This is a genomic window from Chryseobacterium sp. X308, assembly GCF_020733145.1.
Lineage (GTDB): Bacteria > Bacteroidota > Bacteroidia > Flavobacteriales > Weeksellaceae > Chryseobacterium > Chryseobacterium cupriresistens.
Map to the genome: position 1 here is coordinate 151,891 of NZ_JAJFZH010000005.1, position 25,756 is coordinate 177,646.

Sequence of the window (25,756 nt, forward strand, 5' to 3'; positions counted from 1 at the left end):
CTGAACTTACCCAATATTAAGTTTTGGCTGAAGCCAACGTATCTATATCTAATTGTTAAACGGGCTAAAGCCCGTTCCTATTGAATATTTACATTTGTCTCTGCTAAAACACCAGATTTATATATCAATAGAAGCGGGCTTTAGCCCGCTTATTTTATAAAGTATTCTTCCATTGGCTTTAGCCGAAACTTAAAATATTTTCTAACATAAGTGATTAAATTTTAAAGCTGTATCTTTACGTCACCAAACAAAATATTACAATATGTCATTTATAACACCGGAAGGAGCCAGGAAGGCTCAGCTATCCCTATCTGAAAGAGCACCCGTTGCTCACGCTATTCTCTCTGGGAAAGAGAACATTTCGAAATACAACAGTGGAGTATGTCATGATGTGGTTGCTTATGCATTATATATGCGTGGTGCCAGCATAAGTCCTGCTCAGCTTGCAGAATCGGCAGGACAAAAATGGTTAACCTTATTCAATTATCCGGCGGGAGAAAAGTGGGATGGATATACCCCTATTCCGGCAGGAAAAGCCATTGGTTTTTACAGGCTTATCGATAAAACATTCTTTCATTCGGCTATTACTACAGGAAATGGTAATGAAATCCGTTCTGTTAACGGTTTTTCATTAGGATCAGCATGGAATGTGCCTGTAGACATGAAATGGGTATTGGGTAAAAAGAATTCTGACGGAACCTTCAATTATGATGGTACCAAAATAGAAGTCTATATTTCTTCTCTATAAAAGAATTTCTATTTCCATAAAAAGGGCAGATCAGCATATTCGCTTTTCTGCCTTTTTCTTTTTCAGGCATCAGCACATTTCGGGCATATACCGCTGATAATAAAATTATATTCCTGTGCAATAAAATGTTCCGGCAGACTGATTTCCGGAATAGCGTTTTCAATACACGTAACGGAATGACATTCCTTACAGTTGAAATGAACATGATTATGAAAATGCTGTTCATGGGTACATTTTCCACTGCACTTTGCAAAATTCACTACACCATCAATATTGACGATCTTGTGTATCGCACCTTCGTTTTCAAGCCTTTCCAGAACCCTGTAGATGGTTACTCTGTTGCACAGATCTCCCAGTTTCTTCTGAATATCAGAATGGGTAAGGGCAACATCCGAACTATTAATAAGGTTTAAAATTTCCGTTTTGGCGTGAGTATTTCTGACCTGTTTCATATTTTAATGCAACAAAGTTGCGTTATTTAAATTTTTATTTCTACTTTTGCAACAAAGTTACGATAAGAAAATTAATCCATACTATTATGAAATCAAAAATTCTTGATGCTGTAGGAATCTCCGCTGCTGTTTTATGCCTGATTCATTGTATTGTCTTTCCACTGCTATTAATTGTTCCATTGGGAATCTCCCATAATCCTTATATTGATCTGGTTTTCCTTTTCATAGGAGCCGTTGTGGTATTCAGAATAACAAAGAAAATGGAAAACCGGTGGCTGAAGTTTCTGTTCTGGATATCATTAAGCCTTATTTTCATTTCTATATTGACAGATTTTCTGTTTGAAGTTCATCTTCCTCTGATCTATATCGGAGCTGTCGGTTTGATTACAGGCCATATCATCAATTTTAAAAATCATAAACATTAAAACATGACTAAGAAACTTCCTGTAACGGTACTCAGCGGCTTTCTGGGAGCGGGTAAAACGACACTACTGAATCATATTCTTCATAACAAACAAGGCTTAAAAGTAGCTGTGATAGTGAACGATATGAGTGAAATTAATATCGACGCACGCCTGGTTGAAAATCAAAACACGCTTTCAAGAACAGAAGAAAAGCTTGTTGAAATGAGTAACGGATGCATCTGCTGTACACTTCGTGAAGATCTTATGGTAGAAGTAGAACGTCTTGCCAGTGAAAACCGTTTTGATTATCTCCTTATTGAAAGTACGGGAATCAGTGAACCGATTCCTGTAGCTCAAACCTTTACTTATATTGATGAAGAGAGCGGAATAGATCTTTCCCGTTTCAGTTATGTAGATACAATGGTAACGGTGGTCGATTGTTTCAATTTCATGAAAGATTTTGGATCTAATGAACTACTGATGGACCGTGATCTTACTGATATGGAAGGCGACTACAGAACGATTGTTAATCTTCTGACCGATCAGATTGAATTTGCCAACGTGATTATTTTAAACAAAACAGATCTTATCAATACTGAGACACTTGGCTTTTTAAAAGCAGCAATCAGGAAGTTAAATCCGGAGGCGAACCTTTTACAATCAGAGTTTGGAAAAATTGATCCTCAAAAGATTTTGAATACACAGCTTTTTGATTTTGAAAAAGCACAGTCATCCGCTGGCTGGCAAAAAGAGTTACAGGCTGATCATCACACACCGGAAACTGAAGAATATGGAATAAGTTCACTGGTTTTCAGAGATAAAAAACCCTTCCATCCCATAAGACTCTGGGAATATCTGAACCATCATTATCCGGAAGGAACCATCAGAGCAAAAGGCCTGTTCTGGCTGGCTTCAAGACCTGATGATGCATTGAATTTCTCTCAGGCAGGAGGTTCATTCAGACTCGAAAAAGCAGGAGTCTGGTGGTGCAGCATGCCGATGAGTCACAGGGTTCAGTATTCTTCATTTTCAGATAATCAGAAGTTTATAGAAAGCAGATGGGATAAAAGCTGGGGCGACAGGATCAATGAACTGGTGTTTATCGGGCAGAATCTGGACAAAGATCAGATGCTGGCAGATCTTCAGCAATGTCTTATTAATGAAAAAGAAAAGGAACAATTCGATAAGAAACTAAGTTTCGAGGATCCGTTCCCAAAGAATATTTAAAATTAACTTTTAATTAATGCAACAAAGTTACGATAAAGAATTTAAATATAATAACTTTCGGCATTATTTCAAAAACAATATGGACAGAAGAAAATTTCTAAAAGGATCTGCAATACTTTCAGGATTATTAACCTTATCACCATCTGATCTCTGGAGCTTCGGGAAGAATACCGAACTGCACAGGAAAGGAAAAGCTAAGAATATTATTTTTATGATCAGTGACGGGATGAGCCTTGGAACGCTTTCGATGGCAGATCTGTATTCACGGAATATTTTAGGAAAAGGAAGTAACTGGCTTAATCTGTATCATGATAAAAAGGTGACCCGTGCTTTGATGGACACCGCTTCAGCAAGTTCTGTTGTCACAGATTCTGCTGCCGCAAGTTCGGCCTTTGGAGGAGGAATCAGAGTGAAAAACGGAGTTTTAAACATCGGAGCTAATGGAGAGAAACATCTTCCGATATGGCAGCAATATAAAAAAGCAGGAAAAAAAGCAGGCTGCGTGACTACGGTAACCATTACTCATGCTACTCCTGCCGGATTCTGTGTAAATTCTTCGAAAAGAAATGCTGAACCTCAAATTGCTGAAATGTACGCCGAGCTTGAACTCGATGTGCTGCTAGGTGGTGGAGACGAATTTTTTAATCCCTCCAAAAGAGAAGACAAAAAAGACCTCTATTCTGTTTACAGTAAAAAAGGATACAGAATTCTGAAAACACAAAATGACCTGAAAGAAATCAAAGAAGGGGAGAAGCTGCTAGGCATTTTCAATACAGGAGCATTGCCTTACAGCATCGACAGAGCTCATCTTCCGGAATATAAAAATACACCCACTCTTGCTGAAATGGCCAATACTGCTATCCGTCAGATGAAAGATCATCCCGAAGGTTTTGTCCTTCAGATCGAGGCCGGAAAAGTGGACTGGTCTGCCCATGCCAATGATGTAGCGGCACTCATCCATGATCAGCTGGCATTTGATGAGGCGGTAAAAACAGTCATGGATTTTGCCGAAAAAGACGGAAATACTTTAGTCATCATCACTACAGACCATGGAAATGCTAATCCGGGAACTATTTACGGAGCAGAGGCTACTACGCATTTTAACAGCATTTCAGAATATAAATACACCAATGAATACATTCTGAACAAGATTAACAAGGATGATTCGGTAAAAGACATTAAAGACTGGATTTATGAGAGCAACAAGATTACTCTGAATGACGATGAAGCTAGGCATATGCAAAGTTTCTACAACGGTCTTGAAAAAGAGGAAGCGGGACTTTATAATTACAAGAAACTGCCTTTTAAACTGTATTCAGAAATTCAGAAAAGCAGAAATTCCGTAGGATGGATCAGTATGGATCATTCCGGAGATTATGTGGAAGTCGCTGCTTACGGCCCAGGAAATGAACTTTTACAGCCGTTTATTAAAAATACAGACCTTCACAATCTGATGCTGAAGGCCTGTCTGGTTTAGACATTCATATTTTTTCATATTTAATTATTTGGGAGATACGAGGCGGATTGATTGTGTCCGCCTTGTTTTGTATCAACAGGGGTTTAGATTTCCCCCATTACAAACATATTTTCCATAGTAGGAACATTACTTCCACCTGCTTTTTCAAGTGTAATGGCAAAAGCCTGCGCTTTGGGAATATTGGCCAAAGCAATTTTGCTGTCTTTATCTTCAGTGTACATTCCTGCATTTACCGGTTTTCCATCTTCTATAGCCCAGAGCTGATACTGCATTCCTTCGGGAGCTTTAGGAAGTTTTTCCGCATTCAGATAGACTTCTTTTGTTTTTTTATCCCAGAAAACCATTGCTTTGGCGTCTGTGTGCTTCTCTACGCCCTTCAGCATAACCATCTGCATATCGGGATTGGAAATCATATCCATCTTTCGGTTCATTTTTTCCATAGCCTGATCCTTCTGCTTTTTATCAGCTATCATTAAAGCCATTTCTTTTTGACTGGCAGACTGGCTGTTCATCCAGAATACATTTCCGGCAACACTTACGAGGAACAATACAGAAGCTGCTATGGCATATGTTTTCCAGGGTGTATTTTTTCTGAAATCATTTCTTTCTGTAGTATTTTCTGTTTCTCTTTTTACTTCAGGAAGAACTGCCGGAAGGACAGGAGTTATTTCTTCAACAACCTGTTCCTGCTGAATTTTGTTCCAGATCTTCGATTTCAAATCACTTGGAGGTGTTACAGCCTGAGCTGTAGCAAGATGTTCCAAAGTCTTCTGTGCTTCTTCAAAAGCTTCTTTTACTTCAGCATTATTCTTCATCACACACTCCAAAATCCCTGCTTCCTCGGGAGAAGCATGGCCAAGAATATAAGATTCTATAATTCCGGATGATATGTATTCTTTAGTGTTCAATTTATTGATAATCTTTTAGCAAATCCTTTAATTTCATCAGCGCATTCCGCATTTTCGTTTTTACCGTTCCCAACGGTATCTTCAGTTTTTCTGATATTTCATGTTGGGTATATCCCTGGTAATAAGCAAGGTCGATGAGCTCCTTTTTGTCTGTTTCCAGACCTTCCAGCACGTTATTAAATCCGATATAATCGGAAGAATGGTTAGTCGTTGAAAGCTCTGCAGTATTATATACGAAATCCGGAAGTGGTTGGTTTTTAAGCTCATTCTGGAAAGCTTTTGATTTTAAATAATCAATGGCTGTATTCCTGGCAATATTGATGATCCAGGTATAAAACCTCCCTTTGGAAGCATCATACTGATGGATAGAATTCCATATTTTAACAAAAACATCCTGAATAACTTCTTCGGTATATTCCTTAGACTGAACGATCCGAAGAATAATCCCGTACAACGCACCGGAATAGTGGTCATACAGATAATGAAAACCAGTTTCGTTTTTCTCTTTCAATAAAACGATAAGCTCCTCTTCAGAATAGGTTGTTTTAATAGCTTTTATTTTTTCTTTCCAAATGTAATAAAATAAAATACATAGACAATAAAATCTAACACATCTTTTATTTCGTAAACAATTTTATATAAATCATTGAAAAATATTCAATATCAGAAATTCTACCTATAAAGCTATAGAATAATCCTATTGAGAATATCATTATTGTACCTCAGAATTGGTTTAAAAAACAGTTTTTAAAATTCGAAAGTATTATAAAATTACTACGGGTATAAAATTAACAAACTGAAAATCAATACATTAAAATAAATTTACTTTTTTTTTCAATCTAAAATAAAACCAACCTCGTAAATGACATTAAAAGCACGAATTAAATATAATTAACAAAAAAATAACTACAATGAACACACAATCAAAAATCACAGTTCTAGCAATGGTAGCTCTATCATTTGCATTCAGTGGGAAGGTAACTGCACAAACGATGAAAGAAAAAACAGTAATGGTAGGGGGAGCTCCTATGTATCCTTCTAAGAACATTATTGAAAATGCAGTCAACTCAAAGGATCACAAAACCCTTGTCGCTGCGGTAAAAGCTGCCGGCCTGGTAGAAACATTACAGGGCGCGGGACCTTTTACAGTATTGGCACCTACAGATGCAGCCTTTGCCAAACTTCCGAAAGGTACAGTAGAAAATCTTGTAAAGCCTGAAAATAAAGCGATGCTTACTTCTATTTTAACCTATCATGTTCTTCCGGGAAGATATAGCGCTAAAGAAATATGGGCCGCTGTAAAAGCAGGAAACGGAAAAAGCATGATGAAAACTGTACAGGGTGAAGATCTTACATTCTGGACAAAAGGTAAAAATCTTTACATAAAAGACGCAAAAGGAAACAGCGCCAAAGTAACGATTGCTGATGTGAACCAGTCTAATGGAGTGATTCATGTAATCGATACAGTATTGATGCCATAACAAATTCTAAGATTTCAAACAGCATATTCCAATGTGCTGTTTTTATCTCTTATTTATCCAACACTAAAAATAAATACTATGAAAAAAACAATTCAGGTTTCTAATCAGGGTGCAACCCTTGATACCAGCAGAAGAAGCTTTTTAAAACTAAGTGGAGTAGGATTGGCTATTGCAGGCCTTACCATCATCGGATGTAATGATGATGATGACTTCCAGATTATAGAAGAATCAAAGTATGATCTTGGAACCGGAGATGTAGGAGTATTAAATTATGCCTATGCTTTGGAACAGCTTGAAGCAGATTTTTATACGAAAGTGGTCAACAATTTTTATACAGGAATTTCCAGTATTGAAAAAGAGATTTTTACAGACCTCTATCATCATGAGGTGATTCACAGGGACTTTTTCAAAGTTGCTATTAGTGGTGCTACAGATCATGTGCTTCCTAAGCTTGAATTCCAGTATCCGAATGTAAATTTTAATGATAGAAATTCAGTACTGGCTACAGCAAAGGCATTGGAAGACACCGGTGTTGCAGCTTACAATGGAGCAGGAAAATACATTTCCAATCCGGCTTATCTCGTGATTGCCGGTAAGATAGTTTCTGTGGAAGCCAGACATGCTTCTGCCATCAGAAATTTAATCAATCCCGGATCTGCAGATTTTTCAGGAGATGATGTGATTGATGCCAACGGACTTGATCTTGCCAAAGAGCCCAAAGATATCGTAATGGCTGCCGGAGCATTTATCAAAACACCATTTACCTGGAAAGAAAGAGGAATCAACTAAACATCACCCTAAAAACTCACATTATGAATATTCTTAGATTACTGGATAAACTTTCTGATGATAAATTTTTCACGAGGGAAGCATCAAGATTAGAAACGATTACTGATATTTCATTATTTGGAAAAAAAGCAGCAACAGCAGCTGTACCGCTTGGTTTGGGTGCTATGATGGCCATCCCAGCCAAAGCAGAAACTACCAGAACAGCATTAACAGGTACTGCTTTAAAAAGTACACTTACAGATGCTTTACAACTGGCGCTGGTACTGGAATATCTTGAAAATGAATATTACAGCATAGGATTGTCAACTCCGGGACTGATTCCCAATGGAGACCGAACCGTTTTTATGCAGATTTCAAAGCATGAATCGGCTCATGTAAGTTTTCTGAAAAGTACACTGACTTCTTTAGGAACAACTCCCGGAAATAAACCTATTTTTGATTTTACAGCCGGCGGAAACTTTATGCCTTTTACAGATTATAACCAGTTTCTTATCCTTGCGCAGGCTTTTGAAGATACCGGAGTGAGAGCTTACAAAGGGCAGGCAGGAAATGTGATGTCCAATAAAGTAGTTCTGCAGGCAGCGTTACAGATTCATTCTGTAGAAGCCAGACATGCCTCACAGGTAAGAAGAATGAGGGCGAACAAAGGATGGATTGAGCTTGCCAACGGAGGAAGTATGCCTTCCGCCACCAATCCTGTTTATGCAGGAGAAGAAAATACCAACCAGGCAGGTTATAATACCGGAACTTTATTTGGTGCCGCAGCAGGTTCTGCAGCCTACGACGAAATTTTAAGCGGCAGCGATGCACAAGCCATTGCTTCCCTGTTCATAGTATAGTTGTGATTTGGATGATGATAAGTGGTGAGTCCATTTCCGTATTTTTCAGGGAATGGACTTTTTTATCAATCAATCCTCAGGCCTTAAGAAAACACACAATCAATATCTTATATTCATCCCGATTCACCTGTTAAGTACCATATTCACGTATGGTGCTTTTATTTTCATAATGCTCGTTATTTCAATATAAATACATAATTCACGTAAGCTAATTTAAAATAAATACACATATAGCTTTATTAACAAATTTACTGTAATAGAATACAAAATTATTTCGTAATTTGGTTTACTTATTAAAATAATAATTTAAAGCGCTTAAAAATATTTAAAATATAAACTTTAAGGCCTTGATTATCATTTTTTAATAATCAAAAAAGAAAAGTCTCTAATTGTTGATATAATATATGAAGAAGTATCCAATTCCTGCGAATGAAGAAAGCCGAATGAAGAAACTGGAGTATTTTGGTCTTTTAAACCTTGAAAAAGACCCCCAGTTAGATATTTTCGCAGAAACAGCGTGTCTGGTGACAGACTGCCCGGCAGGGCTTATTGCCATGATGGAAAGCGAAACCCAGACTATCCAAAGCTGTGTGGGGCTTGCTCTTGATTTTGTAGACAGGAAGAATACTGTATGTCAATACTCTATCGCCAGTGGTGATATTGTTATTATCAACGATACTTTATTAGACGAAAGATCTTCTGATAATGCAATTATTCTGGCAGGTGGAATCCGGTTTTATGCGGGAGTTCCCCTGATTGATGATGAGGGATTTGTATTAGGAACACTCTGTGTTATCGACTACAAACCTAAAACAATTACAGATGATCAGATTTCAACTCTGAAAAAAATAGGAGAGGCAGTCACAAAAGTTCTCATGGGAAAAAGGAAAAATCTCCAGGCTGAGTATTTTCAGCAGACTTTTACCATTTCCAATAATCTGATCTGTGTTCTGGATAAGGATTTTGTGCTGAAGGATGTGAATCCGACTTTTGAGAGGGTGTTTCAATTAGATAAAGCAGAGGTTATTAATCAGAATTTCATGGATCTGATAGGGAATCACAATTCTCAGCTGCAAATGCTTTCCAAAAATCTTCCCGATACCAATGAAGAAGTTACATTTACGACTTCAACAAAGATAGATGATACTCAAACCATCATTATTGAATGGTATTTAAAGCTCAATCAAAATCACTCGGAGATTTTTTGTTTCGGAATCAATATCACCCAGCGCATCGAAGAAAAGGTTAAACTGGAAAGCTCTGAACGCCGCTTCAGAAGCTTCTTCGAAAACGCCATAGGATTGATGAGTATGCATGATATGGAAGGTAATATCATTGCTGTCAATGAAAAAGGAAGAGAAACCCTGCAATATTCTTCTGAAGAAGTAGAAAGATTGAATTTAAGAGACCTTGTTCCCCAAAAAAACTGGCACCTTCTCGAGCAATATCTCGAAAGAATCAATAAAAACGAGGAAGATTTCGGAACCATGATCCTGAAAACAAAAGGAGGTGAAGAAATGATCTGGATGTATCACAATCTTGTGGAAATCAACAAAGAAGGAAATCCTTATGTGGTAAGTACTGCCCTGAATGTTACTGAAAGAGTAAGTTTGGAAAAAGACCTTGTTCAAACCAAAAAGATGCTGGAACAGACAAGTGCTGTGGCGCAGGTGGGCGGATGGGAAGTCAACCTGAAAAACAATACCGTTTTTTGGTCTCAGTCTACCAGAGAAATCCATAAAATCGATAGAGATTTCCAGCCCGATTTTGAAAATGCACTGGGCTTTTACAGTGAAAAAAGCAGGGAAAAGCTGGAATTTTTATTCGAAAAGGCTGTAAAAGAAGGCGTTCCCTACGATGAAGAATTACAGCTTATACAGAATGACGGCGTGATGATCTGGGTAAGGGTAAAAGGGATCCCGGAATTTGAGGATGGAGTATGCACCAGAGTCTACGGAATCATTCAGAATATTGATACCTTCAAAAATATCTACCTGGAGCTGGCCAGGAAAGAGGCTATGCTGCAGTCTTTTGTAAAATACGTACCTGCTACAGTAGCTATGTTTGACAAGGATCTCAATTATGTTTCTGTAAGCAGAAGCTGGAAAGATGAGTTTCAGATGAATGACATCAGGCTTATTGGTGAAAATATGTTCAAGATATCGCCCAATGTACCGGATGAAAGGTTGAAAATATATCAGGATGCCCTGGCAGGGAAAGCCTATAAAAATGAAGACATGGCCATAGAAATTCCTGGTAAAGAAATCATTCAGCATTACAGCGTAGAGGTGACACCATGGTATCTTTCCAATCATGTTATAGGAGGAATTATTGTTTCTGCCCAGAATATTACAGCTTCAGTAAGAATCAACAGAGAACTGAAAAACGCCAAGAAAATGGCAGATATTGCCAGCAAAGCAAAAACTGAATTCCTGGCCAACATGAGCCATGAAATCAGGACTCCGCTGAACGGGGTAATCGGTTTTTCCGACCTTCTTTTAAAAACTCCATTGAATGAGATACAGACTCAATATCTCCATTATATTAATGAATCAGGAGAAAATCTGTTGAATATCATCAATGACATCCTTGATTTTTCTAAGGTAGAATCCGGAAAAATGGATCTTATTGTGGAAAAAGCCAATATTTACGACATGGTAAGTCAGGTAATCAATGTTATCCTATATCAGTCGCAGAAAAAAAATATAGAATTGCTGCTGAATATAGAACCGGGACTTCCTGAAACGATCTGGCTGGATGAATCGAGGCTGAAACAGATTTTGATCAATCTTCTTGGAAATGCCGTAAAATTTACAGAACAGGGAGAAATAGAACTTAAAGTAGAAAAACTGAATCTGGACAGCAAAAATATCACCCTGAGATTTTCCGTAAGAGACACCGGAATTGGTATTCCTAAGGAAAAACAACAGCATATTTTCGATGCCTTTACCCAGGAAAACAGCTCGATCAGCAAACGCTATGGAGGAACAGGTCTCGGATTGACCATCTCCAATAATATTCTGAAATATATGGGAAGCAGCTTGTCATTGGTAAGCGAACTTCATAAAGGTTCTGTCTTCTATTTTGATATAGAGGTTCCTTATGAAATGTCTGACCGTCACGAAGATGAAGAGCTGCCAATCAATAAGGTTCTTATCGTAGATGACAATGAAGCCAACAGGATTATTATTCAGCACATGCTGGCTTATAAAAATATAGATTCAAAGCTGGCTGCCAATGGAATGGAGGCGCTTCAGATATTACTTGCGGGAGAACGCTTTGATGTCATCCTGATGGATTACCATATGCCAATTATTTCAGGGCTGGAAACCATAGAAAAAATCAAAGACCTGTTTGATCAACAGAAAGAATCGTCTCCATTGATTATCCTTCATACCTCATCTGAAGAACATGATGTGATTAATTATTTCCGTCAGGAAAGCGATTCATACTTCCTGTTAAAACCTATTAAATCAGAAGAACTTTACAAAACATTAAGCCGGGCCGTGAAAACTACGGAAAAAGAGGTCACCAGCATTTCAAAGAAGGAAACAGAGGCATCCTTTCTGATGCAGTCGCCACAGGTTTTACTCGTGGATGATAACCCGGTTAACATGGTTCTCAACCATAAAATGATAGGTTCATTGATTCCTGATGCGGAGCTTACAGAAGCTACAGATGGGCTTCAGGCATGGCAGCTCTGTCAGGGAAAAAAATTCAATATCATTTTAATGGATGTTCAGATGCCGGTAATGGATGGTATTGAAGCTACAAAACAAATCCGTTTACTTCCGGAATATTCCGATATCCCGATTATTGGTGTCACTGCCGGTAATGTGTTGGGAGAGAAGGAAAAGTGTCTGGATTCCGGGATGAATGACTTCCTTCCTAAACCTTTAAGACAAAATGATCTGCTGGAAATACTGAAAAAATACATTCCTGGTGAAAATAATGTTCCACAGGAGAATAATGTTCCGGACGAGAATACTACAAATACAGAAAATGATCTCGATATAAATCTTCTGAACGAACAGATAGGTGATGATGATGAAGATTTTAGAAAAATATTCCTGGATCTTGTCATGCAACAGCTTACTCAGGCTGAAGAAGATATTAAAAAAAGCGCAGCTGAAAAAGACAGTACCAATCTGAAATTGATCCTTCATAAGCTCAAAGGAACAGCAGGAACAGCGGGATTGGTAACGCTTACAAAAAATGCGGCCAGCTGGGAGAGTAAAGCGGAACCCGACATGGATTTTATCTCCATGGAAAAAGAAATGATCCGGGAAATAACAAAAGGATTACGATTAATTAAAAATTTAATACAATAAAAAACCAAAATTATGCTGATTCTAATCGCCGAAGACGACGAACTGATTCTAAAAACGATTGAACATAAATTATTAAAAGAAGGGCACGAAGTAATCCTGACCCGCAACGGGAAAGACGCTATTGAAACCCTTAAAACCAGAGAGGTAGATCTCGCCATCACTGATATTATGATGCCTTTTGCCTCCGGAATTGAAATACTTTCTGCCATTAAAACCATGGGCAAGCAGATACCGGTAATCATGCTTTCAAGTATGGGGCAGGAGGAAGTAGTACTGAATGCCTTCGATTTGGGTGCAGTCGATTTTATTGTAAAACCATTCAGCCCCAATGAATTGATATTAAGAATAAAAAGATTTTCTTCAAAATAAACTACAGCCATGTTTCTCACCACTTCTGTGCATTTTCTTTTTCTTATTTTCCTGGGAATGCTATCTTTAGTACTTTTACTGATCATCGTTGTACTGATATACAGCTTTTATCAGTACAGAGAATCTATCCGGGTTTTCAGATGGTCTGAAGTGATCAATAAAAAGATCTCAGAAGTGATTGTATATGGTGAAGAAGAAATGACTGCAGACAGCAGCTTTTCAAAAGCTTCCGGAAGTTCTTCATTCAGAAATCTGTTTCTTCAGAAACTGGCAGAATCCGAGAAAAAATTTTCCGGAGCAGCACAGAATAAACTTAAAGATTTATTTCATGAATATGGCCTTCAGGAAGAAGCATTGAAAAAACTCAATCAAAAGAAAGAACATATCATTGCTGGAGGAATACAGGAACTTACCGCCATGCACGTACAGGAAGCGTTGCCAAAAATTTCTACATTTTTAACCCATCGTTCGCCACAGGTGTATCAGGAAGCACAATATGCAATGGTTAACTTTAAGGGTTTTGAAGGTCTTCATTTCCTGAACGGCATTTCAACCAAAATATCAGAATGGCAGCAGCTTCGTCTGCTTATTTCCGTAACACATATTCCCGAGAACTCCGGAGACAGCATTAAAAACTGGATGGAAAGCTCTAATGATTCCGTAGTTATTTTTACCCTTAAACTCTTAAGAAAATTTCAGATATTATCTCTCTATCCAACAGTAACTGATTTGTTGAATCATCCATCTGCTGATGTACGGGTTCAGGCAGTGCAAACTTTATTATCGCTGGAAAATTCTTCAACAATCGCTGATCTTATGGAAATCTATCCCCATCAGCCCGCTGAAGTACAGAAAGAGATTCTCAAAGTCATGAAAAAGTCAAAAGACCAATACAGTACAGATTTTCTGAAAGATCAGTTATTGGACAATCCGGATTCAGGGATAAAAGTATATGCAGCAGAAGCTTTATGTGCATTGGAGAAACAGGAATACCTGAAAGAAATATCCCAAAAGGAAACCTCTTCTGAAGAATTAATTCAAATCATTAAATACGCATTACAGGAAAAAGCATGTTAGAATTCTCACACATCATCTATGAAGTTGTTATCTGGCTGTTTCTGATTTACGGAACAGCAGTAGCCCTTATCTATGGCTGGATAGGAATTTATGCGCTTGGCGCTGTATTGCGTTATAAAAAAGAAAATACCTTCACAGACTACAGCATCATTGCGGCCAATCCCAATGCTCCGGTATTCAGCGTTATAGCTCCGGCATATAATGAAGGAATGACTATTGTAGAAAATGTACGTTCACTGTTATCCCTTTACTATCATAATCTGGAAATTATCATTGTAAATGATGGAAGTAAGGATGATTCCATTCAAAAGCTTATTGAAGCTTACGAACTTGAGTCTGTAGCTTATTTTATTCAGGGAAAAATTGAAACCAATGCAGTAAGAGGAGTTTATAAAAGTAAAAATCCGGCCTTCAAAAAACTGATTGTTGTTGATAAAGAAAATGGAGGAAAAGCCGATGCCTTAAATGTTGGCGTCAATATTTCTTCCGGTGACTATCTGGTCTGTATTGATGTTGACTGTATTCTCGAGCAGGATTCGATTTTAAAACTCGCAAAACCCATGCTGGAGCAGACTGATAAAAAGTTTATTGCCTGCGGTGGAGTGATTCGTTTGGCCAACAACTGTGTCATTGAAAACGGAAAAGTAGTAAGTGTCAATATGCCGAAAACCCTACTGGGAAGAACACAGGCATTGGAATATATCCGGGCTTTTGTACTGGGACGTATGGCATGGTCCAGGGCATCAGGACTGATCCTGATCTCCGGGGCTTTTGGAGTCTTTGACCGGAAAATTGTACTGGCCTGCGGCGGCTATGATAAAAACACGGTGGGAGAGGACATGGAGCTGGTGGTAAGAATGAGAAAGTACATGGAGGAAAAAAACGAGCCTTACGAAGTACTTACCATTCCGGATCCGCTGTGCTGGACAGAAGTTCCGGAATCCAAAGATATTCTCAGAAAACAACGAAACCGATGGATGCGCGGAACCATGGAAACTCTGTGGAAACACAGAAAACTCATGTTCAATCCGAAGTATAAAAAATTAGGAATGATCAGTCTTCCTTACTGGTTCTTCTTTGAATTCCTGGGTCCGCTCATCGAATTTTCAGGGTATATTATCTTTATTATCTTTTTATTGCTTGGGATTATCAACTGGCCCTTCTTTCTGATTTTGTTTGCCCTCGTCATCTCAATGGGATTCCTTTATTCCATCTATGCGATATTGGTGGATCTTGTCAGCCATCAGGTTTATACCAAAAGAAAAGACTTCCTTAGACTGATTTTTACCGCTTTTTCCGAACCTTTTTATTTTCATCCTATTGTCGTAAAAGCAGGGGTTAACGGATTTATAGATTATTTCAAAAAATCTCATGGCTGGGGCGAAATGACAAGACAGGGCTTCAATCAAAGCACGCAGCATTTACCGCTGAAAGAAAGGATATATGCTATTCTTCAGGTTGGGCTTAAAAAATGGGGAATGCTGGCATTGGCTTTCTTTGCTTTATTTTTATTAGGAGTCGCCGCAGAATCACTATGGTACAAATATACTTTTCCAAAATTTGAAACATCAGCCATTATTGTTCATCTTTTCTTGGAAAACATTTTATTTGCGCTTCAACTGACATTCTGTGTCGGAATTATATATCTGATTATTAATTTTGTCAAAGAAGGCTGGGCAAGAATTCTGGGAATAATCACCCTGCTTATTGTAGCAGTTACTCAATATATTTTGTTCCTGTATTTTTCTGAAACCCGCAATGTTTTGGGTGCCGACCTTTTATACTACAGCAAAGAAGAGATGAAGCAGATTTTGCAGGCAAGCGGAATGCTGAACTTCAAAAACTTTGCATTGCTGGGAATTTTAATCATTGGGTCCTTGATTCCTTTGTGGATTGCAGGAAAAGGGGCTTTAAAATCAATCTATCCGGGAATGATACTATTGATTTTCGGGTTAGCAGCATTCTTTATTCCTTCCAATGTAGTGGGAGCAAAGATTTTGAGTTCCGAAAGTGAGTTTAATCAAAATGCGGCAAAAAGTAAATGGGCTTATTTCTTTAAATCTAATGAAGACAATTTTATCAGCAGCTATCCGGAACTCACTGAATTACTGAGCGAAAATGAAGATTTTACTGCCAATGCAGAAATGATTGATAAAAACTATCCGTTCTGGAGAAAAGAAAACACACAGGATTTTTTAGGTTCTTACTTTAACATATCTGAGAAAGTTCCCAATCTTGTTTTTCTTGTGATGGAAGGTTTCGGACATGCGTATACTTCCCCAAAAGGATATATCGGAAACTTCACTCCTTATCTTGATTCGCTGTCCCATAAAGGATTGTATTGGGAAAACAGTTTAAGCTCAGCAGGAAGAACATTCGGAGCATTACCATCATTAACGGGATCTCTTCCCTTTGGTAAGAACGGCTTCCTTGAAATAGAAAACACACCGGAGAATTTCAATCTCTATAACATCCTTAAAGCAAATGGTTTTGAAACAGGATTTTATTACGGAGGTCATGCGTCATTTGACCGCTACCGTGAGTTTCTGGAGTACAGCGGAGCAGATCATATTATAGACCAGGCTTCCTTCAACAGCCCTTACCGAAAGCTTCCTGCCAGCAACGGCGAAAGCTGGGGATATGAAGACCAAGCTGTTTTAAGTAAAATGCTGCAGCAACAAAAACCCCAGAATCAGCCTTATTTCAATATGATTCTTACACTTTCCACACATAATCCTTTTTTAATCAACAATAAAGATTATTATGAAAAGCTGTACAATCAACGACTTAACTCCGGAATTTTAACTCCTGAACAGAAAAAATGGGCATCTGCCCACAAAAATCAGCTCATTTCGGTATTGAATGCTGATGATGCTATGAAAAATTTCTTTGAAAATTACAGCAAACGGCCGGACTTCAAAAACACCATTTTCATCATTACAGGAGATCACAGTATGCCTGAAATTACATTGCAGTCTAAAATTGACAGATTCCATGTGCCATTATTGATCTATTCTCCATTATTAAAAGAATCAAAACGATTCTATAAAACGGTAAGCCATTTTGATATTGCACCTTCCATTCTGGCTTACTACAGAAATAATTATCAAATCAAAACACCTTCTACCGTTACATGGGTAGGACGTGGCTTTTCTGCAGATCCTGAAATCAGCAAGGCCGGAATCCCTATGATGCAAAGTAAAAACCAGCTTATCGATTTTGTATCTGAGAAATATTATATCCATGACGGGCAGCTTTTCACCCTTAAGAACATGGAGGAAGATACATCCAATGATGCAGCATCCCTGAACAAGATCAACGCCAGGTTCAATCAGTATAAAAGCATGAATGCCCGGTTTTATTCCACAAAGAAACTGATGCCGGATTCGGTAATGGTTAACTTTAAGAAAAAAACAAGGTCAAAGTTTTAAAACTTCCGGGTGTAGCCTAAAGTAATGTCAAACTGATTTCCTTTCTCACCAGGACGGAATTCCTGATTATAATACATGGTTCCTACAGAAAAAAGATTGACAGAGCGGTAAGAGAAATTATACTCAGCACCTATTTTAAAGGTTTTAAGCTTAAAGGTTTCATTTTCCAGAAGGTTATTTCGGTATTCTTCCGGGCTTATCCCGGTACCGATCTGAAAAGCAACATAATCCTGAGCGCCTTTTGTGTAATATCTCACCGTTCCGGTATAAGAATGTGAAATATTTTTACTGTCAGGTGTAATATAAGTACGAAGGTTGAACCAGAAATTTTTATAATATTTTCCTACAGCCGCGGTATACATCCAGATACTGTTGCTGAAATGAAGCTGACGGTAACCCAGCTCTGCCTCAAAACTATGAGGAAGATTGGCATTCAGGGAAACTCCGGTACGGTATTTCGGAAACAGACCTACATCATCAGAATATCCTCCGCCGACATATAAATAGAACATTTTGGAAAGTCTTGGATACGCTTCCAGCTCAATCTGTGTTCCGCCTTGTGCAAACTTATTGGCATAATTGCCACGAAGGATTACAGAACCAATAGGTGTAATTCTCTTATAACTTACTCCCACAATGTGCCAGTCGTCATCAAACTGTTTGTCAAAATGGGAATAGTTGTAAATAATTCCAACAGCATTTTTAGAAGACAGATCCTTGATTCTTACTGCAAGAGCCCTTGCTTCTGTATTTTTGGGATTAATAGATAATAGAGTGGTTACCGCTTTGTCAGCTTCTTCATAATTATCCATTCCAAAATATACTTTTGCCTTCAGCAGCAGTAATGCCTCAGATTTTGAATGATAGGAAAGTCCTTTATCTATAATTTCGATAGCCTTTGTATCCTGATCATTCCAGTATTCCAGTGAAGCATACGCCAGGAAATAATCTTCATCCTGAACCTCTCTTTTTCCAAGATCTTCAAACACAGCTCTTGCCGCTTCAATATCTTTATTCCAGGTATATAACCTTCCCAAAAAAACAGAAATATCGGTATAATTGGGAGCTTTTGCCAGCGCCTCTTTTGCCAGGGCAATAGATGTAGTATAATCTTTTTGTTCAAAAGCAGTGGTGCGGGCTTTAACAAACAATTCATCAGCAGTAAGATTCTGCTGGCCATACATTGTAATGGGAAAAAGTAATGCTAATAAAAAGGTCGGATATCTTTTCATCGAAGTTTATTATTAATGAGCTACATCTTTATCACAAATATATTGAACTTTTATCTCTCAACCCAGAGATTATTCATCAAAACTTATCTTTTTAAGATTATTATTCCGCAAAATATCAAATAATAGATATTTATGATGGAATAATTATTGTCGTAATTGAAAAGAATTGATTTTATAAAAACCTTCATCATGAAAATAGCAACCTATAATGTTAACGGAATCAATGGCCGGCTGCCTGTTTTACTGAAATGGCTCAAGGAAGCTTCACCGGATATTGTCTGTCTTCAGGAATTAAAAGCTCCTCAGGAACGTTTTCCATTACAGGATATCAATAACGCGGGATATAAGGCGATCTGGAACGGCCAGAAAAGCTGGAACGGAGTAGCCATACTGGCCAAAAATAAAGAAATAACTGAAGTACAAAGATCTTTGCCTGGTGACGCAGAAGATGTGCAAAGCCGGTATATAGAAGCTATTATCGATCAAATGGTCATCTGCTGCCTGTATCTTCCCAATGGAAATCCTTATCCCGGACCTAAATTTGATTATAAATTATCGTGGCTCAAACGTTTTAAAAAACGAACCAATCAGCTTATCAAAATGGAACTTCCCGCCATCCTTATCGGCGATTTCAATATTATTCCGGAACCTGTTGATGCTTATAAACCTGAGCGCTGGGAAAATGATGCCTTATACAGAACGGAAGTGAGAAAAGCATTTAAAGAACTTCAGAAAAAAGGCTGGCTGGATTCTCTGCGAAGTCTTTATCCTGATGAGAAAATCTATACATTCTGGGATTATTTATACAAAGCCTACGACCGCAATGCAGGAATGAGGCTGGATCATATTTTATTAAGTCCTTATCTTCAGCCGAGATTATCATCCGGTGGAGTAGACAGCCATGTGCGGGGTTGGGAAAAAAGCAGCGATCACGCTCCGGTGTGGATTGAACTTTCGGATCATCCTTGATAACTGAAGTCCATATATAAAAACTCCCGGTATAAAACCAGGAGTCTTTATATGATATCTATTTTAACTATTAAGATTGCTTGCGGCGGCGGCCTGAAACCTTTTTGTCAAGATCCCTGATATCCTGTCTCAGTTCACGGAACATCTCTTTAAAGTTGTAGCTTTCATAATCACCCGGCTCGAAATCTTCCGGGAAAATTCCTGAAGCATACTGCCAGATTTCCACTACTTCTTCAAATGGAATATCATAAGGCTCGTAAAATGAATTATCAGCACTTACGCAAATTGCATTTTCCTTTCTTTCTTTAAAACGCTTGTAGGTAATTCCGTCGTTTAAAGTAACAAAAACATAGGTTTTGCCTGGTTTCAGTTCATTAATTCCTTCTACATATTTTCCTACAATATAAGATCCGCTTCTGAAAGGAGGCATAGAATCACCATCCGCAGGAAAAGCCCTGTATTTACCATTGGTAAGAAAAGGAAGAGCAATACGCTGAAGACTTTCGATGTATTCTATATCGCTATAGCCTTCCAGATATCCCATTGATGCCTTCTGAGGAATAATTTCTATGGTATCATTTCCATGAGTATCCACTGCTACCGGAAGAACGATTCTGTTATCAGGAAGCTTTAGCATTTCATCTATCGGATGCTTCTCAATATCTACTGAAAGCATAAGATCAATACTCACATGGAAATACTTTGAAATTTTTACCAGCAGCTCGATAGGAGGCTCCGAAATTCCGTTTTCATATTTTGAATACCGGACTCTTGAAATCATGAGTTCATCGGCTACATTTTGCTGGGAGAGCTTTCTCCTGGCTCTTAAAAAGCGTATATTATTTGAAAAAACTGACATTGATATAAGTATGTCAGCAAAAATACAAAATTTGATTCCTTTATCAATCAACCCGTGTGGGTTTTACCCGATAAGAATACAAATTTCATTGATGTTTTTTTATTTTTTATCTAAAATGAGGAAATCCAGGTATTTCAGCTTATCCATTTTACCTTTTACAGCACCATTGGAAACTGTTTTAGTTACATTGAAAAATAAATATCAATAATTAACATTTAATGCAAAAATAATAACTCTAAATTCCACAAATTGAGTTATGTTTTTTAACTTTTAGAAAATCAATCACATATAAGTGAAAATATTATTCTCATTAATTCGTATTTATATTAATGAATTATTAAATAATATAAACATATAATTAATTTATTTAAAATTATTTGCAATTTTACTATTATTATTCATATATTCGTGATGTAATAATCATATAAAATTATAGTTATGAAAAACTTAAAAAAATTGGACAGAAACGAATTAAAAGCTATTTCAGGTAACGGATTACTAGATCCAATCGGCGGACTTCTAGGTGGACTAGGAGGAGTAGTTGGTGGAGTAGTAGGCGGTGTAGGTACTATCGTTGGTGGCGTAGTTACCGGCGTAGGATCTACAGTAGGTGGAGTAGTTGGCGGTGTAAGCACTGTTGTAACTAACGCTTTATGCCAGACACAATGTGTTGTTAATGGTGTAATCCACATCAAATTACTTGAGTGCGGATCAACTTGCTAGTCAGAAAGCATTACATGTAAAAAACAGACCGCCCTTTTCAGGGCGGTTTTTTTCTTATCCATATCATTCCTTTTCAATGACTTAGATTTATTACATGGCTTTTGATAAACCGCAATAAAGCAACAATGTTGCATTAATAAATTTAATTTTCTAGCTTTGCCGGATCATTAAAGTATATGCATATGAAAAGGACCTTTTATTTTTTGGCAGGCAGTTCACTTATTTGTTCGTCATCACTTCTGAAAGCACAGAAAATTATCCCCGAAAAAAGAACGGTAAAAGACATAGAGTCCATTCAGGTACAGGGAAAAACAAATTATAACTCTGCCAATATTTCAAGAAAAAAACTGAATTTCATTCAATCCAATACACTGGGAGAAACATTGAGTAAAATTCCAGGAATTCAAAATTCGGGATATGGACCGAATTCCGGAGCTCCCGTTATCAGAAGCTTAAGCGGAAACCGGGTAAAAATACTGGAAAACGGAATGGCAGTGAATGACCTTTCGGGAATAAGTCCGGATTTTAATACGGATATCGAAATGAACAGTGTTCAGAATATCACTGTTTACAAAAATTCTGCATCGGTTTTGTATGGTGGAAAAGCTATTGGAGGAGCTGTAGATATTGAAACAGATTATATTGCCAGACAGCTTCCGGAAAAAAAGATAAATTTCAAAGGACTCCTGGAGGGAGGCAGTAATAGTGGTCAGAAACAGGCTTTTTCAGCCAGAGGAATTATTGCTAAAAACTGGGTCTGGACGGTTGGAGCATCCAATCAGAAGCAGGAAATAGTCAGAATTCCGGGAAAATCAAAAGACGGCAGATGTTATGATCCTGAGCTTGTAGGTTTCAACAGTATTTTACAGTCACTTTGCCAGATCAATGTAGATTCCAGACGTGTCCTGAACAAGAGCCTTTTTCCTTATATCAGCCAGTTTGCCAAAGATCATATGATAGAGTATGAGCTTTCGGAAGATGATCTGTATACATTCAGTTCCACGTATTACAATCCTGCTGACGGTAAATATTATCCCAACCCGAAAAACGATTTGTATGTTCCTGGTCAGGATGCTGTGAAAGACCGATATAAAAGTGAAGTAAACGGAATCAAAGATTATGTGGAAACAAAAGATGGTGAGATCCCCAACAGTCATTCGGAAAGCAATTCATTTTATGTAGGCACCAGTTATATCGGAAAATCATTGTATGCAGGAGGCGCGTATCAGAATTCTTACTCCTATTTTGGGGTTCCGGGATATGCAATCCCTAAAATCCCCAAACATAGCCATGGAAAACCACAACCCAAAATAGAATATAGTCCCATCAACATCAGAAGCCTATCTCATAAAGCCATGTTTGAATCCGGTTACAAGTTTACCCATTCTCCGATTTCAAGCATCAAACTGAATTATATGGGGGTATTTTCAAAAAATGCTGAACTTCTGGATCGGTACCGTGCCAATCAGTTTACTGTAAATCAACACAATGGACGCCTGGAAATCAACCAGCAGAAATTACAATTTCTTACCGGAACTACGGGGCTTGAAATACAATACAGAGATATGGAAGGCACCGGAGGCCAGAGATACTTACCCAATAATATAAGCCGTGAAATTGGAATCTTTACCATGCAGCACCTTGATTTTAATTTTCTTCAACTGGATCTTGGGTACAGAAACGATCATGTACAACGCAGGGCAGAAGCAGATAACAAGTATGTCAGAAGCCGCGGACTTTCCGGAGGAAAACTCAGTGACAGAGATTTCACTCTTCATCAGTTCCATAGTTCCGCTCAATGGACTCTCTTTAAAAAAGGGTATCTGAAAGTACAATACAATCACTCGGAAAGGGCACCGGAGGTGAATGAGCTTTATTCAGGAAACAATCATTTTGCGATCCTGACAGAAGAAAATGGTGATGATACACTGGATAAGGAAACAGCCAATACCGTTGAAATCGGGACCGGAGTTAATCTGAAGAACCTGCGGGTATCTGCCAGCTGGTATCATACTTCTTATAAAAACTATATTTATCTTGCCCACACCGGAATTTCCAGAGAAGTTTTTCTGGTAAAAGAATGGCGCTCCGATGATACGGAAATCAATGGAATTGAAGCGGAAGCTGCTTATAAAGCAGATCTCGGAAAAGCAGGAAAGTGGGAGATAGGCGGATATTATGATCTGGTACGAAATATAAGCGTTGCCGACAGCTCCATAAGAAAATGGAGTGATGGCGATTATATGCCCAACATGCCTACCAGCCGTTTCGGATTCAATCTGGAAGGAACACTGCAGAACTTCAGCGTGAATCTCAGCTTAGACCATTACTTACAGCAAAAATATTTAGGTAAAAATATTAATCCTGAACTTCCGATGCCTGCATTTTCACTGCTGAATGCCCGTTTTTCTTATAAGGACAGCAGTCTGGGTTTAGGTGATCTCGAATATTATATCATAGGAAACAATCTGCTGAATGCTGAGGCCCGACTTCAGAACTCTCAGTTAAAATTCCTCAGTCCGCTTCCCGGAATTACTATTTCCGCCGGTGTGAAAATCACCATATAAATCAATCTGTTTTCTGCAGTTATTATTACTTAATAGCTGCAGATTTTTTTTAGGTTATCCATGTAAAACCACCTTTTAGGATACAGACTATTTCTGGTAGTTTTTATACAAAAATTAATCAAAAAAAAAGAAGGAAAAAATTTTAATACGACGAGTTTTGTCGCTGTGCGCCAGTACCTTTGTATCAGAGATAAGATAAAGAATCCCGGGAAATTAATTGTCTTACCCAAACCAATTTTAACCTTAAAACAACTTTTTTAAATTATGTGTAAAAAACAACTAATAATCATTTTTCTCCTTTTATTTTGCATTTCCTATGCGCAGAATGAATTTACTACCATCTGGAAACCCAATGCAAACGGCGTCATTGATCATTCAATAAGATTCGGCGGCACAGGAACCGATTACACCATTTACTGGCACGAAGTAGGATATCCTGAGCATAACGGGATGTTTGATTATGTAAACTCCAGCAGCAGTGAGCCTTTACTTATATATTTTGGGCCATCATTCCATCCAGATCCTCTGCAGGCCACTTACGAATTAAAAGTATCCAGCGGTAACGGATCATTTTACGGATTCAGGGCCAATACCGACATCATTCCTCCGGGTGGAAATCAGGAACTCATAGAACTCAGCCAGTGGGGAAATACGACATGGCTTCAGCAATTCGACAGAGCATTCGCCAACTGTCCCAATCTTAACGTAACGGCTGCAGATACTCCTGATTTGACACAGATAACCAGTTTATCACAAATGTTCCTTAACTGTTCATCTTTGACAGGCCATACTTCATTTTCTTACTGGAATCCATTCCGTATTACGGACATGAGCGGTATGTTCAGCGGAGCGACGCTGTTTAATCAGAATATCGGAAACTGGGATACGGCAAAAGTAACCAATTTCAGCAGCATGTTTTCTTCTGCATCTTCTTTCAATCAGGATATTTCTGCCTGGAATACGATATCCGGAACTGACTTTTCCTCTATGTTTGCAGATGCCATAGCTTTCAACCAGCCATTAAATTCATGGAATACAGAAAATGCAACTAATTTCCGCTATACATTCTATAATGCGGCAGCATTTAATCAGCCTCTTGATAACTGGAATACAGGTAAAGTGACAGATTTTGAGCATATGTTTGAAAATGCAGTATCGTTCAATCAGCCCATCGGAAACTGGGATGTAAGTAAGGCTGATTATTTCGCCGGATTTAATATGTTTGCAGGTGCTTCACGTTTTGACCAGGATATTTCTTCGTGGAATATCAAGCTTCAAAACTTCAGCTGGAATACAATCTATTTCGGATTTAAAAATGCAGGCTTATCATGTACGAATTACAGCAATTTTCTCATCGCTCTGAATAATAATCCTACCTGGGCGAACTCCACAATAACGTCCGGAACTATAGATGCAACAGGATTGGTTTATTCTACACCGCAAGCGATGCTGGCCAGAGCGCAGCTGATCAACAAAGGATTTAATATTATCGGAGATTCCTATATTTCAGGTTGTTTTCTGTCAACAAGAGAAGCTTCCCCAAAAACAAAAACTTCGGCTTATCCTAATCCAACGACAGGAGTGATCAACGTGGAATCCTCAGTAGACGAAAATGTGTATTTATATGATAATAACGGTAACCTCATTAAAAATATATTGTTCAGAAAAGGGAAAAATACCATCGACCTGACTGAATATCCTTCAGGAGACTATATCTTTAAAGGTGATACTTTTTTCCATAAAATCACCAAGCAATAGTACAACAGCCGAAAGGTTAGCTATTTAAACCCTGCTCCAAAATCTGCGGATTTTGGAGCTTTATGGTTTTCCTCATTTTATATATAAATAACTGTGCTATATTTGTGTACACTGG

At 38.0% G+C, this 25,756-nt stretch carries 20 protein-coding genes; 15 read left to right on the top strand and 5 right to left on the bottom strand.

Annotation, left to right across the window (positions count from 1 at the left end; all coding sequences use genetic code 11):
- Positions 1-262: 262 nt before the first annotated feature.
- Positions 263-748 carry a hypothetical protein gene (locus tag LIV57_RS07740; RefSeq protein ID WP_110011594.1) on the top strand — a complete coding sequence of 162 codons (486 nt, stop codon included), beginning with the start codon at positions 263-265 and terminating at the stop codon, positions 746-748.
- 62 nt (positions 749-810) lie between these two features.
- On the opposite strand, the gene LIV57_RS07745 is transcribed toward LIV57_RS07740, so the two are convergent.
- Entirely contained in the window at positions 811-1,200 is a 390-nt protein-coding gene (locus LIV57_RS07745; protein ID WP_110011593.1) for a Fur family transcriptional regulator, read from the bottom strand.
- Positions 1,201-1,286: 86 nt separating this feature from the next.
- Here LIV57_RS07745 and LIV57_RS07750 point away from each other — a divergent pair, with 86 nt between their 5' ends.
- The 3 genes from LIV57_RS07750 to LIV57_RS07760 all read left to right on the top strand — a co-directional run bounded on the left by LIV57_RS07750 (position 1,287) and on the right by LIV57_RS07760 (position 4,308).
- Positions 1,287-1,625 carry a MerC domain-containing protein gene (locus LIV57_RS07750; RefSeq protein ID WP_110011592.1) on the top strand — a complete coding sequence of 113 codons (339 nt, stop codon included), beginning with the start codon at positions 1,287-1,289 and terminating at the stop codon, positions 1,623-1,625.
- 3 nt (positions 1,626-1,628) lie between these two features.
- Positions 1,629-2,831 (top strand): GTP-binding protein, encoded by a 1,203-nt coding sequence (locus LIV57_RS07755; RefSeq protein WP_227942164.1) that lies wholly within the window; start codon positions 1,629-1,631, stop codon positions 2,829-2,831.
- A 79-nt stretch (positions 2,832-2,910) separates the two neighbouring features.
- Positions 2,911-4,308 carry an alkaline phosphatase gene (locus LIV57_RS07760; protein WP_227942165.1) on the top strand — a complete coding sequence of 466 codons (1,398 nt, stop codon included), beginning with the start codon at positions 2,911-2,913 and terminating at the stop codon, positions 4,306-4,308.
- 83 nt (positions 4,309-4,391) lie between these two features.
- Here LIV57_RS07760 and LIV57_RS07765 read toward each other — a convergent pair whose 3' ends face one another.
- Complete coding sequence (locus LIV57_RS07765; RefSeq protein ID WP_227942166.1) at positions 4,392-5,216, bottom strand: anti-sigma factor domain-containing protein; 825 nt, start codon at positions 5,214-5,216, stop codon at positions 4,392-4,394.
- Between the two features lies 1 nt (position 5,217).
- Positions 5,218-5,727, bottom strand: coding sequence for an RNA polymerase sigma factor (locus LIV57_RS07770; RefSeq protein WP_227942167.1), 510 nt, complete (start codon positions 5,725-5,727; stop codon positions 5,218-5,220).
- 400 nt (positions 5,728-6,127) lie between these two features.
- On the opposite strand from LIV57_RS07770, the gene LIV57_RS07775 reads away from it, so the two are divergent.
- The 7 genes from LIV57_RS07775 to LIV57_RS07805 all read left to right on the top strand — a co-directional run bounded on the left by LIV57_RS07775 (position 6,128) and on the right by LIV57_RS07805 (position 17,533).
- Positions 6,128-6,697, top strand: coding sequence for a fasciclin domain-containing protein (locus LIV57_RS07775; RefSeq protein WP_110011588.1), 570 nt, complete (start codon positions 6,128-6,130; stop codon positions 6,695-6,697).
- Between the two features lie 78 nt (positions 6,698-6,775).
- Positions 6,776-7,486, top strand: coding sequence for a ferritin-like domain-containing protein (locus LIV57_RS07780; RefSeq protein ID WP_110011587.1), 711 nt, complete (start codon positions 6,776-6,778; stop codon positions 7,484-7,486).
- A gap of 23 nt (positions 7,487-7,509) precedes the next feature.
- Positions 7,510-8,325 carry a ferritin-like domain-containing protein gene (locus LIV57_RS07785; RefSeq protein WP_227942168.1) on the top strand — a complete coding sequence of 272 codons (816 nt, stop codon included), beginning with the start codon at positions 7,510-7,512 and terminating at the stop codon, positions 8,323-8,325.
- A gap of 404 nt (positions 8,326-8,729) precedes the next feature.
- A complete protein-coding gene (locus LIV57_RS07790) occupies positions 8,730-12,656 on the top strand; it encodes a response regulator (protein ID WP_227942169.1) in 3,927 nt (1,308 codons plus the stop codon).
- 12 nt (positions 12,657-12,668) lie between these two features.
- A complete protein-coding gene (locus tag LIV57_RS07795; protein ID WP_227942170.1) occupies positions 12,669-13,025 on the top strand; it encodes a response regulator transcription factor in 357 nt (118 codons plus the stop codon).
- Between the two features lie 9 nt (positions 13,026-13,034).
- A complete protein-coding gene (locus LIV57_RS07800; protein ID WP_227942171.1) occupies positions 13,035-14,102 on the top strand; it encodes a HEAT repeat domain-containing protein in 1,068 nt (355 codons plus the stop codon).
- Positions 14,096-17,533, top strand: a complete 3,438-nt coding sequence (locus tag LIV57_RS07805) for a sulfatase-like hydrolase/transferase (RefSeq protein ID WP_227942172.1) — start codon at positions 14,096-14,098, stop codon at positions 17,531-17,533. Before LIV57_RS07800 ends, LIV57_RS07805 begins: the two co-directional genes overlap by 7 nt.
- Here the strand turns inward: LIV57_RS07805 and LIV57_RS07810 are convergent.
- Positions 17,530-18,765 (bottom strand): YaiO family outer membrane beta-barrel protein, encoded by a 1,236-nt coding sequence (locus LIV57_RS07810; protein WP_227942173.1) that lies wholly within the window; start codon positions 18,763-18,765, stop codon positions 17,530-17,532. The genes LIV57_RS07805 and LIV57_RS07810 overlap by 4 nt on opposite strands.
- Positions 18,766-18,954: 189 nt before the next feature.
- Here LIV57_RS07810 and xth point away from each other — a divergent pair, with 189 nt between their 5' ends.
- A complete protein-coding gene (xth, locus tag LIV57_RS07815) occupies positions 18,955-19,734 on the top strand; it encodes an exodeoxyribonuclease III (RefSeq protein WP_227942174.1) in 780 nt (259 codons plus the stop codon).
- Between the two features lie 70 nt (positions 19,735-19,804).
- Here xth and LIV57_RS07820 read toward each other — a convergent pair whose 3' ends face one another.
- Complete coding sequence (locus tag LIV57_RS07820) at positions 19,805-20,593, bottom strand: XRE family transcriptional regulator (RefSeq protein ID WP_110011579.1); 789 nt, start codon at positions 20,591-20,593, stop codon at positions 19,805-19,807.
- A 438-nt stretch (positions 20,594-21,031) separates the two neighbouring features.
- Here LIV57_RS07820 and LIV57_RS07825 point away from each other — a divergent pair, with 438 nt between their 5' ends.
- The 3 genes from LIV57_RS07825 (at position 21,032) to LIV57_RS07835 (ending at position 25,641) form a co-directional block, all read left to right on the top strand.
- On the top strand, positions 21,032-21,316 hold the full coding sequence (locus LIV57_RS07825; protein WP_002979306.1) for a bacteriocin-like protein: 285 nt from the start codon (positions 21,032-21,034) through the stop codon (positions 21,314-21,316).
- 182 nt (positions 21,317-21,498) lie between these two features.
- On the top strand, positions 21,499-23,883 hold the full coding sequence (locus LIV57_RS07830; protein WP_227942175.1) for a TonB-dependent receptor: 2,385 nt from the start codon (positions 21,499-21,501) through the stop codon (positions 23,881-23,883).
- 264 nt (positions 23,884-24,147) lie between these two features.
- Positions 24,148-25,641, top strand: coding sequence for a BspA family leucine-rich repeat surface protein (locus tag LIV57_RS07835; RefSeq protein ID WP_227942176.1), 1,494 nt, complete (start codon positions 24,148-24,150; stop codon positions 25,639-25,641).
- The last annotated feature ends 115 nt before the right edge of the window (positions 25,642-25,756 follow it).

Bases quoted from the DNA above. Each gene is read 5' to 3' on its own strand.
- LIV57_RS07790 (WP_227942169.1), top strand. From the start codon at position 8,730: ATGAAGAAGTATCCAATTCCTGCGAATGAAGAAAGCCGAATGAAGAAA.
- LIV57_RS07820 (WP_110011579.1), bottom strand. From the start codon at position 20,593: ATGTCAGTTTTTTCAAATAATATACGCTTTTTAAGAGCCAGGAGAAAG.
- LIV57_RS07780 (WP_110011587.1), top strand. From the start codon at position 6,776: ATGAAAAAAACAATTCAGGTTTCTAATCAGGGTGCAACCCTTGATACC.
- LIV57_RS07835 (WP_227942176.1), top strand. From the start codon at position 24,148: ATGTGTAAAAAACAACTAATAATCATTTTTCTCCTTTTATTTTGCATT.
- LIV57_RS07750 (WP_110011592.1), top strand. From the start codon at position 1,287: ATGAAATCAAAAATTCTTGATGCTGTAGGAATCTCCGCTGCTGTTTTA.
- LIV57_RS07760 (WP_227942165.1), top strand. From the start codon at position 2,911: ATGGACAGAAGAAAATTTCTAAAAGGATCTGCAATACTTTCAGGATTA.
- LIV57_RS07785 (WP_227942168.1), top strand. From the start codon at position 7,510: ATGAATATTCTTAGATTACTGGATAAACTTTCTGATGATAAATTTTTC.
- LIV57_RS07805 (WP_227942172.1), top strand. From the start codon at position 14,096: ATGTTAGAATTCTCACACATCATCTATGAAGTTGTTATCTGGCTGTTT.
- LIV57_RS07810 (WP_227942173.1), bottom strand. From the start codon at position 18,765: ATGAAAAGATATCCGACCTTTTTATTAGCATTACTTTTTCCCATTACA.
- LIV57_RS07775 (WP_110011588.1), top strand. From the start codon at position 6,128: ATGAACACACAATCAAAAATCACAGTTCTAGCAATGGTAGCTCTATCA.
- LIV57_RS07830 (WP_227942175.1), top strand. From the start codon at position 21,499: ATGAAAAGGACCTTTTATTTTTTGGCAGGCAGTTCACTTATTTGTTCG.
- LIV57_RS07800 (WP_227942171.1), top strand. From the start codon at position 13,035: ATGTTTCTCACCACTTCTGTGCATTTTCTTTTTCTTATTTTCCTGGGA.
- xth (WP_227942174.1), top strand. From the start codon at position 18,955: ATGAAAATAGCAACCTATAATGTTAACGGAATCAATGGCCGGCTGCCT.
- LIV57_RS07755 (WP_227942164.1), top strand. From the start codon at position 1,629: ATGACTAAGAAACTTCCTGTAACGGTACTCAGCGGCTTTCTGGGAGCG.
- LIV57_RS07745 (WP_110011593.1), bottom strand. From the start codon at position 1,200: ATGAAACAGGTCAGAAATACTCACGCCAAAACGGAAATTTTAAACCTT.
- LIV57_RS07825 (WP_002979306.1), top strand. From the start codon at position 21,032: ATGAAAAACTTAAAAAAATTGGACAGAAACGAATTAAAAGCTATTTCA.
- LIV57_RS07795 (WP_227942170.1), top strand. From the start codon at position 12,669: ATGCTGATTCTAATCGCCGAAGACGACGAACTGATTCTAAAAACGATT.
- LIV57_RS07740 (WP_110011594.1), top strand. From the start codon at position 263: ATGTCATTTATAACACCGGAAGGAGCCAGGAAGGCTCAGCTATCCCTA.